Raw genomic sequence first — 11,612 nt, forward strand, 5'->3', positions numbered from 1 at the left:
TGCCTGATCCACGCCACCCATATGACCGATACGGAAACCGTTGCCATGGCCAGGAGCGGCGCCATCGCCGGCCTCTGCCCGATCACCGAGGCCAATCTCGGTGACGGCACTTTTGCCGCGCCGCTGTTCAGGGAACATGGCGGCCGCTATGGCGTCGGCTCCGATTCCAACGTGCTCATCGGCCTGCCCGACGAATTGCGCCAGCTCGAATATTCACAGCGCCTCGCCCACCGCGCCCGCAATGTGCTGGCGGTCGCGGGCGGCTCGACCGGCCGGGCGCTGTTCGATGCCGCGCTAGACGGGGGCAGCGTCGCCCTTGGCGCCGGCATCTCGCAGATCGCCGCCGGCGCATCCGCCGATCTCGTCTCGCTCGATCCCAAAAATCCCTCGCTGGCCGGCAAGAGCGGCGACGCGATCCTGGACGCCTGGATCTTCGCCAATGGCGGCAAGGTCGACTGCGTCTGGGTGCATGGGTTCAAGCAGGTCAGCGGCGGCACGCATGTGAAGCGAGAGGCTATCGCCGAGCGGTTTCGCAGCGTGATGACGGCGCTTTCGGCATGAGCATGGCCGGCACAGTGGTAGCGGACGGTGGCGGCTCGCTGCACCAGCGCATCCTGACCGACATCAGTGAGAAGATCACGTCCGGTGCCTGGGCGCCCGGCCATCGCATCCCGTTCGAGCACGAACTGAGCGTGCAATACAATTGCTCGCGCATGACGGTGAACAAGGCGCTGTCACAGCTTGCCAAGGCCGGGCTGATCGAACGTCGCCGCCGCTCAGGCAGCTTTGTGCGCCGGCCGCAGTCGCAAGCGGCGGTGCTGGAAATCCACGATATCCGCATCGAGGTCGAAGCGCTCGGCTTGCCTTACCGCTACGAGCGCGTCGCTCGGCACAAAAGGCGCAGCAGCGCCGAGGATCGCGCCCTGCTGGAATTGGGCTTGGCCGGACCGGTTCTGGCGCTGGAATGCGGGCATTTCGCCGGCGAGCGGCCGTTCGCGCATGAACAGCGGCTGATCAACCTCACCGCCGTACCCGAGGCAGCAGACGTGGAATTCGTGGCCATCGCACCAGGACCATGGCTGATCGGCCGCGTGCCGTGGAGCGAAGCCGAGCACCGGATTCGCGCTGTCGCCGCCGACAGACATATAGCGGCCGCACTCGACATCGAAGCCGGCGCGCCGTGCCTGGTGGTAGAGCGGCGGACATGGAGCGCCGAACATCCGGTCACCCATGTGCGCTTTACCTACGCGGCCGAGAGCCACACGCTGGTGGCAAGGTTCAGGCCGCAGGGGTAGCGCCGACGCTCCCTTCTCCCCTTGTGGGAGAAGGTGGATCGGCGCGACAGCGTCGAGACGGATGAGGGGTGTTCCAGCGGAGTGAGACGTTGGCGTTCCCTGGAACACCCCTCATCCGTCGCCTTCGGCGACACCTTCTCCCACAAGGGGAGAAGGTGAAAGTCGACGCTTTAGATCGCGGCGGTAATAATAATCTCGACCAGATAGTCCGGGGTGGCGAGCTTTGCTTCGCCGGTGGCACGGGCTGGCGTGTTGCCCTGCGGCACCCACTTGTCCCATTCCGCGTTCATCTCGGCAAAGGTGCTCATGTCGGCCAGCCAGATGATCGCCTGCAGGATCTTGGTCTTGTCGGAGCCAGCCTTGGCCAGCAATTCGTCGACAGCCGCCAGGATGTCCCTGGTCTGCGAAGCGACGTTGCCGGTTGGCTGGCCGACCTGACCAGCCAGATAGACGGTATTGCCATGGATGACGATCTGGCTCATGCGCGGGCCGACATCGATGCGACGAATGCTCATTGGATGGTTCCTTCCTGTGACGGTTGCGCTTCTTTAGAGTCGCGGCCGGCTTGGGGCAAGGTCGCCAGGTCGAATCCCCTTGGGCCAACGGCATATGGCATGCACACACGGCAAGTTGACCCTGCGGCCGCAATTCCGCCGGATTGGCTTGTTGACTAATGTAATAACATCACATATCCAATCGGCCGCTGCCAGCAGCCGGATTTCGCCGCCTACGGATCGCAGAATGACAAATACCTGCCTGACATTCCGCGACCTGACGCTTGGCTACGGCAGTCATCCGGCGATCCATCATCTCGACGGCACCATCCGCAAGGGCTCGCTGACCGCTGTGGTCGGCGCCAACGGCTCCGGCAAATCGACGCTGATGAAAGGCATTGTCGGCGTCCTGAAGCCAATGGCCGGCGAGGTTATCCGCGCACCCGGTGTACGTGCCGCCTATCTGCCGCAGCAATCGGAGCTCGACCGCTCTTTTCCAGCGCGCGTGGTCGATCTGGTTTCGCTCGGCCTGTGGCCACGACGCGGCCTGCTTGGCCGCTACACCAAGGAAGATCGCGATGACGTCAGCAAGGCGCTGATGGCGGTCGGCCTCGGCGGCTTTGAAAAGCGCCCGATCGACACGCTGTCGGGCGGCCAGTTGCAGCGCACGCTGTTTGCGCGCGTCCTGCTGCAGGACGCCGACCTCATCCTGCTCGACGAACCCTTCAACGCCGTCGACGCCAAGACGGTCGGCGACCTCATTGCCCTGATCAAGCACTGGCACGGCGAGGAACGCACCATCATGGTTGTCGTGCACGATCTGGACCTGGTGCGGCAGAATTTCCCCGAAACGCTGCTTCTCGCCCGCCAGCCGATCGCCTGGGGCGAAACCAGGGAAACGCTGAAACCTGACAACCTGTTGCGCGCCCGCCGCTTCCACGAAGCTTGGGAAGAAAATGCACCCTGGTGCGAGCCGGGCGAGGACGCTCATGGTGACGATCACCATGGCCACGATCACGACCGCCAACATGGCGTCGGACCGAGGGCTGCCTGATGGACATGCTTTACGGCCTTGTCATCGCGCCCTTCGCCGATTTCGGCTTCATGCAGCGGGCTTTGATCGGTTCGCTGATGCTGTCGCTCGGCGCCTGCCCTATCGGCGTCTTCCTGATGCTGCGGCGCATGAGCCTGTCGGGCGACGCCATGGCGCATGCCATCCTGCCCGGCGCGGCCGCCGGCTTCCTGTTCTATGGGCTGGAGATCCTGCCGATGACCATCGGCGGCCTGATCGCCGGCGTCATCGTCGCGCTCGGCGCCGGCGCCGTCTCGCGCTTCACCATACAGCGCGAGGACGCCTCGATGGCGGCGTTCTATCTGATTTCGCTCGCCATCGGCGTGCTGATGGTGTCGATCCGCGGGTCCAGCGTCGATCTCATGCATGTGCTGTTCGGCACCGTGCTGGCGCTCAACGATGAGGCCCTGACGCTGATCGGCGGCATCGTCGCGGTGACGCTGGTCAGCCTCGCCATCTTCTGGCGGGCGCTGGTCGCCGAATGCCTCGACCCGCTGTTCCTGCGCTCGGTCAGCCGGCTCGGCAGTCCGGTGCATTTCATCTTCCTCGGCCTTGTCGTGCTCAACCTTGTCGGCGGCTTCCAGGCACTCGGCACGCTTCTGTCGGTTGGGCTGATGATGCTGCCGGCCGCAGCCGCCCGCTTCTGGACAGTTCGCGTCGAGCCGATGTGCGTGCTGGCGGTGCTGATCGGCTTTGCGTCCTGCGTCGCCGGGCTGCTTCTGTCCTATCACGCGTCGCTGCCATCCGGCCCGGCCATCATCCTGTCGGCCGGCGTCGTCTATTTCGCCTCGATCCTGTTTGGCACGCGCGGCATTCTGCGCGCGCGCATCATCCATCACCGTCACAGAACGGCCTGATCCCCGCCCCTAGAAGGAGACCCGTCTATGCTGAAATCGATCCATGCCGCCCTGGCGATGAGCGTTATAACATTAACCGCTTTTGGCGCATCGTCGGCCTTGGCCGCACCGCTGAAAGTGGTCGCCAGCTTCACCGTCATTGCCGATTTCGCCAAAAATGTCGGCGGCGACCGCATCGACGTCACCACCATTGTCGGGCCGGATGGCGACGCCCATGTCTACGAGCCGAGCCCGGCCGATGCTGTGGCCATGGCCAAGGCCGACATCGTTCTGGTCAACGGCCTGCATTTCGAAGGTTTCCTGCAGCGGCTGGTCGATGCCAGCGCCACCAAGGCGTCTATCATCACCTTGACCAAGGGCGTGACGCCGATCGATTTCAAACCTGAATTCGCCGATGCCGACGCGGCCGAAGGTGCCGGCACCGACGGCGGCAAGACGGTCACCGATCCGCACGCCTTCCAGTCGATCGCCAATGCCAGGATCTACGTGAAGAACATCGCCGAGGCTTTCTGCGCGGCGGATGCGGAAGGCTGCGTCAGCTACCAGACCAATGCCGCCGCCTACACGAAGAAGCTCGACGCGGTCGAAGGCGAAGTGAAAGCGGCGATCGCCTCAATCCCGGAGAGCAAGCGCGTCGTCATCACCTCGCATGACGCCTTCGGCTATTTCGAACACGCATACGGCCTGACCTTCCTCGCCCCGCAAGGCATCTCGACCGACTCCGAGCCATCCGCCGCAGACGTCGCCAAACTGGTCAATCAGGTGAAGCAGGACAAGGCGGCTGCGATCTTCGTCGAGAACATCACCAACCCGCGCCTGATCGAACAGATCGCCAGCGAAACCGGCATCAAGGTCGGCGGCACGCTCTATTCGGATGCGCTGTCGCAGCCCGACGGCCCGGCCGCGACCTACATCGACATGATGCACAACAACATCCGTCAGATCAAAGGCGCCATTCTCGGCAGCTGAGTTTGAAGGATCGTCCAGCCGGGCCGCATCGGCCCGGTTGGATTTTCCGCCACGCAATGTCTATTTGGCAGAGAATTCCTTCGGTACGGATTGCCGCCCATGTCGGGGAGTGGCAAGACTGCCGCCTGACCAGTTTGCGAGGATGCTGCCATGGAATACCGCGAAATCAGCGAGGACTATTCGGTTTCGGGCCAGATCCAGCCTGAGGACGTCGCCGCCATCAAGGAAGCCGGCTTCAAGAGCGTCATCTGCAACCGGCCCGATGACGAACAGCCCGGCCAGCCTTCTGCCGACACCGTCAAGGCGGCGGTGGAAGCCGCAGGGCTCGCCTTCCGCTACATTCCGGTGATCAGCGGCCAGATCACCGCCGAGAATGTCGAGGATCAGGCCGAAGCGCTCGACGAACTCGACGGCCCGGTCTTCGCCTATTGCCGCTCCGGCGCGCGCTGCACCAATCTCTATGGGCTGATCCAGCAGTCGAAGGGCTGAACGGCCAGGGCTTAAATCGGCAGCGCGCCGGTCTCCTTCAACGTCTCCAGCACGATCGCCGTCTTCACGTGCTGCACGGATTCGTGTGGCAGGAGCACGCCGTTGACGAATTCCGACAGCGACTTCAGGTCGGGCGTCACCACTTTCAAAATGTAGTCCATCTCACCGGTCAGCGCGTGCGCTTCCTGCACTTCGGGCAGCCGCGCCACCAGCTCGCCGAAGCGCCTTGCATTGTCGCGGTTGTGCGTGGCGAGCGTCACCGAAATGACATTGACCAGGGAAAAACCGAGCTTGTCGCGGTCGAGAACGGCGCGATAGCCCTTGATAAAGCCGTCCTCCTCCAGCCGCTGGCGGCGGCGCGAGCATTGCGACGCCGACAGGTTCACCCGCTCCGAAAGATCGTTGTTGGTCAGCCGCGCATCACCCTGCAACAGCGCCATTATCTTGCGGTCAAACTGGTCAATGCGCGCCTCATCCATGGTTTTTCCTCACATCATGCACGCTTCACGCATGACATCATCATTTCAAGCGTTTGAATGCAAGCACCGTGCGCCTCCTCCGCGTTATGATCGTGTCAAATGGCCTTTTCAGGCCAGGCCAGCTTTCGGAGGAATATCATGGGTCCCTTCCCGCACGACGCCCCGCCCGCCAGGATCGGCAAGGACAACCCGGCCGGCACCGACGGCTTCGAGTTTGTCGAATTCGCGCATCCGGAACCGGAAAAACTGGCTCAACTGTTCACCCGTATGGGCTATGTCGCGGTGGCCAAGCACCGCACGAAAGACGTCACCATCTGGCGGCAGGGCGACATCAACTATGTCGTCAATGCCGAGCCCGGCTCGCATGCGATGAAGTTCGTCGACAAGCACGGCCCCTGTGCTGCCTCGATGGCCTGGCGGGTGGTGGATGCCAAACACGCTTTCGATCATGCGGTTGCCAAGGGCGCCATGCCTTACGAAGGCGCCGACAAAGCGCTCGACGTGCCAGCAATCATCGGCATTGGCGGCTCGCTGCTCTACTTCATCGAGACCTATGGCAAGAAGGGTTCGGCCTATGATGCCGAGTTCGAATGGCTGGGCGCTCGCGACCCACGGCCGGAAGGCGTCGGCTTCTACTATCTCGATCACCTGACCCACAATGTCTATCGCGGCCAGATGGACAAGTGGTGGGATTTCTATCGCAATCTGTTCGGCTTCAAGCAGATCCATTTCTTCGACATCGACGGCAAGATCACCGGCCTGGTGAGCCGCGCCATCACCTCGCCCTGCGGCAAGATTCGCATTCCGCTCAACGAGTCCAAGGACGAGACCAGCCAGATCGCCGAATATCTGAAGAAGTACAATGGCGAGGGCATCCAGCACATCGCTGTCGGCACCGACGAGATCTATACCGCCACCGACAGGCTGGCCGAGAACGGGCTGAAGTTCATGCCCGGCCCGCCGGAGACCTACTACGACATGTCGTATGACCGCGTGAACGGCCATGACGAACCGATCGAGCGGATGAAGAAGCACGGCATCCTGATCGACGGCGAAGGCGTCGTCGACGGCGGCATGACCAAGATCCTGCTGCAGATCTTTTCGAAGACCGTGATCGGCCCGATCTTTTTCGAGTTCATCCAGCGCAAGGGCGACGAAGGTTTTGGCGAGGGCAACTTCCGCGCGCTGTTCGAATCGATCGAGCAGGATCAGATCAAGCGCGGCGTGATCAAGGTGGACGGCAAAGCGGCGTAAGGTTACTCTCGCTGCGGCCCGGCTTTGGCTTAAGGTTGGGCCTAGCGAGGTCGAGCCGTGCACGTCTCTATTACGGAAGCCAGAGCCAAACTGTCGGAACTCGTCAGGCGTGCAAATGCCGGCGAGGAGATCGTAATCACCCGGCGCGGCAGGGTCGTAGCGCGTCTCTTGCCGCCCCCCGGCAAGGAAAGACCTATCGGCGCCACCGCTGCTCTGAAAGGGCCGAGCGGCTTGACGATTAATTAGAGCCCCAACCGCTCGACCTCTCTCTCCCTCAGCTTCGCATCATAATAGAGCAGAAACTCATCCAGTTGCGGCGGCTTGACCGACGTCCCCGAAAGCATGGCGTGCACCTGGCCGCGGTGATGGATGTCGTGCAGGAAGACATGGGCGAGGATATCGCCGATGCGCTCGGGGATCATGCCGTCCTCGCGCCGGTCGGTGATAACCTGCCGATCGAGGTCGTCGGCCGACAGTCTATCGCAAAAGGCGATCAGCCGCCGGTCGGCTGCGACCTGCGCCGCAAACAACGCCCCCGGCTCGTCGAGGGGCACGAAGTCGTCATGGGCGGCAGCACCGAGACCACCCTCTTCGAGAAAATCGAGATAGAGAAGATCGACCGCAAGGATGTGGTTGAGCGTCGCCTTGATCGATGGAAAGAAGCTGGTGCGTTCGGCCTCGAACTCACCTGGCTGGAGCGACAGCACCGCGCGGTAGAGCCGGTCGTTCGACCACAGATTGTTGCCGGCCATACGGCGCAGATGGTCGAGCAGGTTCACGAGATCATCCCCCTGCCCGCATCAGATGCAAGCCTGCCCCCATGATCGCGAATCCGGCAAGAACGATCAGCAGAAGCCGGTTCATGCGCCGCCGCATGGCTTGCGTTTCCTCGTCGCGCGCGACGTTCATGTTGGTGATGGTGTGGAACATCATCGCCTTGCGCGGAAAGCCGCTGCGGTTGGTCAGGCCGGGCGATCGCGCCTCAATGCGGTAGCTCAGCCGGATCGCCTGGATGAAGACCGCCAGTATGGCGAGTGCCCAGACACCGGCCAGAAGATAGTCCCCCGTCATGCCCTTACCTTTCGTATTTCTCGACCTTCTGCTCAATGGCGCCGAAGATCGAATGCCCGGTTTTGTCCTTCATCTCGATGCGCACCGTGTCGCCGAAGCGCAGGAACGGCGTTTTGGGTTCGCCTGACACAATGGTCTCGATCATGCGCAGTTCGGCGATGCAGGAATAGCCGGCGCCACCGGCCGAAACAGGCTTGCCCGGCCCGCCGTCGAGCTTGTTGGAGACAGTCCCCGAGCCGATGATCGTGCCGGCCGCCAATGGCCGTGTCCTTGCTGCGTGAACGATCAGCGCCGGAAAATCGAAGGTCATGTCGATACCGGCATTGGCCCGGCCGAACGGCTTGCCGTTGAGATCGGCGAGCAGCGGCAGGCTGACCTTGCCGCCGTCCCAGGCATCACCCAGTTCGTCCGGCGTCACCGCGACAGGCGAAAACGCCGAGGACGGTTTTGACTGGAAAAAACCGAAACCTTTGGCCAGTTCCGGTCCGGTGAGCGCGCGCAGCGTGACGTCATTGACCAGCATGACCAGCCGGATCGCCGCGCGCGCCTCATCGACACTGGCGCCCATCGGCACGTCGTCGACAATGACGGCGACTTCGCCTTCCATGTCGATGCCGAAGGCTTCGTCAGCCATGCGGATCGGATCGCGTGGCGGAATGAAAGTGTCCGAGCCGCCCTGGTAGATCAGCGGGTCGGTCCAGAAGCTCGCAGGCATCTCGGCGCCACGCGCTTTGCGCACCAGTTCGACATGATTCACATAAGCCGAGCCGTCGGCCCATTGATAGGCGCGCGGCAGCGGCGAGTGGGCGTCATGCTCGTGGAAGCGCTCCGCCGGCATCGCGTTGTTCTCAAGCGATTCCGCTATTGTCGCGAGATGCGGGGCGATGCGGCGCCAGTCGTCGAGCGCCGCCTGCAGCGTGCGCACCAGGAACGAGGCGTCTGTGAAGCGTGTCAGGTCGCGCGAGACAACGACGAGTTTTCCGTCGCGCGTCCCGTCCTTCAATGTGGCAAGCTTCATGCGGTTTCCTCTCCTGCTGCAGCTTTGGCGCTGCTTAAGCCCACAACAAGACCGTCGCGGGCGATCGTCAAGTCGCCAGCCCATGTTTTCCTGACAGCGGCAGTCCAATCGGCCTCGCCGATCCCGGGATCGTCGGCCGGAATGAGATGATTGAGCACCAGTCTCTTGACGCCGGCATCGCTGGCGATGCTGCCGGCCTCTTCGGCAAAGCTGTGGCTGGCGAGCAGGTGGTCTTTCAGCCGCGCGCCATTGCCGGTCCTGGCCACCAGCCGCTCGATGCCTTCTTCCAGCATCGCCTCGTGGACGAGGATATCGGCGCCTTGGGCAAAATCCGCGAGCGGCGGAAAGAAGGCCGTGTCAGCGGAAAACACCACGCTTTTCCCGCTGTGTTCGAAGCGCAGGGCAAAACAGTCGGTCACCGGCGGATGCTCGACGCGCAGCGCCGAAACCGTCAAGCCGCCCTGTTCGACCACTTGGCCTTCGCCGAATTCGACGATCGAAACCAGGTCGCGAATATCCGGTCGGCCTTCATCGACGATGCGGATCTCGATATCGAACTCCATCGCCTGGCAAAAGCGCTGCCAGTAATGATCCGTGCCGGGCGGGCCGAACACGTGGACCGGGGTCGCCAGACCCGCCGTCCAGGCGGTGTGGATCAGCGGGCCCAGTTCCAGGACATGGTCGGAGTGCAGATGCGTGATGAAGATCAGATCGAGCGATTTCAGGCCGATGCCGGCATCGACCAGGCCACGCGTGACGCCAAGCCCGCAGTCGACGACGATGCTGCGGCCGCCGATCTGCAGCAGCGAAGAGCTTGGCCACGGACCGCCTGGCCGCAGCGCAGGGCCGCCCTTCGAGCCCAAAATCACCAACCGATCCGGCATTGGCTCGGTGCTCAAGACCAGTCGCCCTCGGGCGTGCCATTGAAACGCTTCTTCAGATCCGCCCAGCAGTCGATATAATTGTCCTGCCGGGTTTCGAGTTCGGCGCCGTAGCGGGTCAGCATTTGCGGAAATCGGGTCTCGAACATGAACGCCATGGTGTTGTCGAGCTTGACCGGTTTCAGGTCCGCGCGCGAGGCCTTTTCGAAGCCAGGCGCATCCGGTCCATGGGCCAGCATCAGATTGTGCAGACTGATGCCGCCGGGCACAAAGCCCTCTTCCTTGGCATCGTACTGGCCATGGATCAGGCCCATGAACTCGCTCATGATGTTGCGGTGGTACCAGGGTGGCCGGAACGTGTCTTCGGCCACCAGCCAGCGTGGCGGGAAGATGACGAAGTCGATATTGGCCGTGCCCTCCTCGCCGCTGGGTGCCGTCAGCACAGTGAAGATGGACGGGTCGGGATGGTCGAACAGCAGCGCGCCGACAGGCGAAAAGGTAGCCAGATCATATTTGTAGGGGGCGTAATTGCCGTGCCAGGCAACGACGTCCAGCGGCGAATGGCCGATCTCGGTGACATGGAAATTGCCGCACCATTTCACCGTCAGCCGGCACGGCGTTTCCTTCTCCTCGAACCAGGCGCAAGGCGTCTTGAAATCGCGCGGATTGGCCAGGCAGTTGGCGCCGATCGGGCCGCGGTCGGGCAGCGTCAACTTGGCGCCGTAGTTCTCGCAGACGTAGCCGCGCACTTCCTTGTCGACCAGCTCGACCTTGAAGACCAGACCGCGTGGCAGCACCGCGATCTCGCCGGGCCGCAGCTCAATGACGCCCATCTCGGTGACGAAGCGCAATGCGCCGACCTGCGGCACGACCAGCAATTCACCGTCGGAGTTGAAGAAATGGTCGTCGACCATCGAGCGGTTGGCGACATAGACATGTGCCGCCATGCCGGTCTGGCCGAGCACGTCGCCTGATGTGGTGATGCTGCGCATGCCGGCGATAAAATCGGTCGGCTCTTTCGGCATCGGCACCGGATTCCAGCGGTATTGGCCAAGCGCCAACTCATGATCGCCGACATTGGGCGCACTCTTCCACAAGGGATAGCTCGCAGGCTTGAAGCGGCCAGTGTGCTTGACGCTCGGCCGGATCCGGTAGAGCCAAGAGCGCTCATTGGTGCCGCGCGGGGCGGTGAAGGGCGAGCCCGAAAGCTGCTCGGCATAGAGGCCGTAGGCCGGCCGCTGCGGGGAGTTCCGTCCTTGTGGCAGCGAACCGGGCAGCGTCTCGGTTTCGAAGTCGTTGCCGAAACCAGGCATGTAGGAAAAGGCCAGTGCTTCCTCCCCGGAATGGATCTCAATTGACCAAACTGGTTTCATTTGTAACCATTGAAAATGTAACCATCAATGGCGGCTTTGAAAAATGGCGATCAAGAGCGAAGCGTCCGACGCGCCTGAAATTCTCAATCTGGAAAATTTCCTGCCCTACCGGCTCTACCGGCTTGCCGACGCCGTCAGCCGCGAATTTTCGCGGATTTACAAGGATAGCCACGGCCTGACGCGGCCGGAATGGCGCACCCTTTCGGGGCTGGGGCAGCATGGAACGATGACGGCGTCTGCAATCGGTGAGCAATCGGCCATGCACAAGACAAAGGTTTCGCGCGCTGTCGCCGAGCTCGAGCGGCGGCGCTGGCTGACGCGAAAACCCGACGAAAAAGACCGCCGTATCGAACATCTGAC

General features: G+C 62.7%; 16 protein-coding genes. 9 read left to right on the top strand and 7 right to left on the bottom strand.

What is annotated here, in order from left to right:
* Together EN964_RS11050 and hutC are read left to right on the top strand one after the other, a co-directional pair.
* Window positions 1–561: amidohydrolase family protein (locus tag EN964_RS11050; RefSeq protein ID WP_164775780.1), on the top strand; the 561-nt coding region annotated here is incomplete at its 5' end.
* Window positions 558–1,295: a histidine utilization repressor gene (hutC, locus tag EN964_RS11055; RefSeq protein WP_127272059.1), complete on the top strand. Its 738-nt coding sequence runs from the start codon at window positions 558–560 to the stop codon at window positions 1,293–1,295. The genes EN964_RS11050 and hutC, both read left to right, overlap by 4 nt.
* A 170-nt stretch (window positions 1,296–1,465) precedes the next feature.
* On the opposite strand, the gene EN964_RS11060 is transcribed toward hutC, so the two are convergent.
* A complete protein-coding gene (locus EN964_RS11060; RefSeq protein ID WP_127271894.1) occupies window positions 1,466–1,810 on the bottom strand; it encodes a RidA family protein in 345 nt (114 codons plus the stop codon).
* 226 nt (window positions 1,811–2,036) lie between these two features.
* Here EN964_RS11060 and aztA point away from each other — a divergent pair, with 226 nt between their 5' ends.
* The 4 genes from aztA to EN964_RS11080 all read left to right on the top strand — a co-directional run bounded on the left by aztA (window position 2,037) and on the right by EN964_RS11080 (window position 5,176).
* Entirely contained in the window at window positions 2,037–2,843 is an 807-nt protein-coding gene (gene aztA, locus EN964_RS11065) for a zinc ABC transporter ATP-binding protein AztA (protein ID WP_127273264.1), read from the top strand.
* Entirely contained in the window at window positions 2,843–3,718 is an 876-nt protein-coding gene (gene aztB / locus EN964_RS11070) for a zinc ABC transporter permease AztB (RefSeq protein ID WP_031212890.1), read from the top strand. Before aztA ends, aztB begins: the two co-directional genes overlap by 1 nt.
* A 27-nt stretch (window positions 3,719–3,745) precedes the next feature.
* Entirely contained in the window at window positions 3,746–4,687 is a 942-nt protein-coding gene (aztC, locus tag EN964_RS11075; RefSeq protein ID WP_127272476.1) for a zinc ABC transporter substrate-binding protein AztC, read from the top strand.
* 150 nt (window positions 4,688–4,837) lie between these two features.
* Window positions 4,838–5,176, top strand: a complete 339-nt coding sequence (locus tag EN964_RS11080; protein WP_127270126.1) for a TIGR01244 family sulfur transferase — start codon at window positions 4,838–4,840, stop codon at window positions 5,174–5,176.
* An 11-nt stretch (window positions 5,177–5,187) separates the two neighbouring features.
* Here the strand turns inward: EN964_RS11080 and EN964_RS11085 are convergent, their stop codons facing one another.
* Window positions 5,188–5,655, bottom strand: coding sequence for an Lrp/AsnC family transcriptional regulator (locus EN964_RS11085; RefSeq protein ID WP_127270128.1), 468 nt, complete (start codon window positions 5,653–5,655; stop codon window positions 5,188–5,190).
* A gap of 138 nt (window positions 5,656–5,793) precedes the next feature.
* On the opposite strand from EN964_RS11085, the gene hppD reads away from it, so the two are divergent.
* Window positions 5,794–6,909 carry a 4-hydroxyphenylpyruvate dioxygenase gene (gene hppD, locus EN964_RS11090; RefSeq protein WP_127270130.1) on the top strand — a complete coding sequence of 372 codons (1,116 nt, stop codon included), beginning with the start codon at window positions 5,794–5,796 and terminating at the stop codon, window positions 6,907–6,909.
* A gap of 57 nt (window positions 6,910–6,966) precedes the next feature.
* Window positions 6,967–7,155 carry a type II toxin-antitoxin system Phd/YefM family antitoxin gene (locus EN964_RS11095; protein WP_127270132.1) on the top strand — a complete coding sequence of 63 codons (189 nt, stop codon included), beginning with the start codon at window positions 6,967–6,969 and terminating at the stop codon, window positions 7,153–7,155.
* On the opposite strand, the gene EN964_RS11100 is transcribed toward EN964_RS11095, so the two are convergent.
* The 5 genes from EN964_RS11100 to hmgA are packed head-to-tail and all read right to left on the bottom strand — an operon-like array spanning window position 7,152 to window position 11,207.
* Window positions 7,152–7,688: a DinB family protein gene (locus tag EN964_RS11100; RefSeq protein WP_127270134.1), complete on the bottom strand. Its 537-nt coding sequence runs from the start codon at window positions 7,686–7,688 to the stop codon at window positions 7,152–7,154. The two genes, EN964_RS11095 and EN964_RS11100, sit on opposite strands and share 4 nt — an antisense overlap.
* Window positions 7,689–7,692: 4 nt before the next feature.
* Complete coding sequence (locus tag EN964_RS11105; protein WP_127270135.1) at window positions 7,693–7,980, bottom strand: hypothetical protein; 288 nt, start codon at window positions 7,978–7,980, stop codon at window positions 7,693–7,695.
* Window positions 7,981–7,984: 4 nt separating this feature from the next.
* Window positions 7,985–8,998: a fumarylacetoacetate hydrolase family protein gene (locus tag EN964_RS11110; RefSeq protein ID WP_127272475.1), complete on the bottom strand. Its 1,014-nt coding sequence runs from the start codon at window positions 8,996–8,998 to the stop codon at window positions 7,985–7,987.
* Window positions 8,995–9,882, bottom strand: a complete 888-nt coding sequence (locus EN964_RS11115; RefSeq protein ID WP_164749630.1) for an MBL fold metallo-hydrolase — start codon at window positions 9,880–9,882, stop codon at window positions 8,995–8,997. Before EN964_RS11115 ends, EN964_RS11110 begins: the two co-directional genes overlap by 4 nt.
* Before the next feature lie 11 nt (window positions 9,883–9,893).
* Window positions 9,894–11,207 (bottom strand): homogentisate 1,2-dioxygenase, encoded by a 1,314-nt coding sequence (gene hmgA / locus EN964_RS11120; RefSeq protein WP_127269413.1) that lies wholly within the window; start codon window positions 11,205–11,207, stop codon window positions 9,894–9,896.
* 88 nt (window positions 11,208–11,295) lie between these two features.
* Between hmgA and EN964_RS11125 the strand changes: the two genes are divergently transcribed.
* A partial coding sequence (locus EN964_RS11125) for a MarR family winged helix-turn-helix transcriptional regulator (protein WP_127276355.1) occupies window positions 11,296–11,612 on the top strand: 317 nt, incomplete at its 3' end.

The organism is Mesorhizobium sp. M7A.F.Ca.CA.001.10.2.1 (genome assembly GCF_003998575.1).
Lineage (GTDB): Bacteria > Pseudomonadota > Alphaproteobacteria > Rhizobiales > Rhizobiaceae > Mesorhizobium.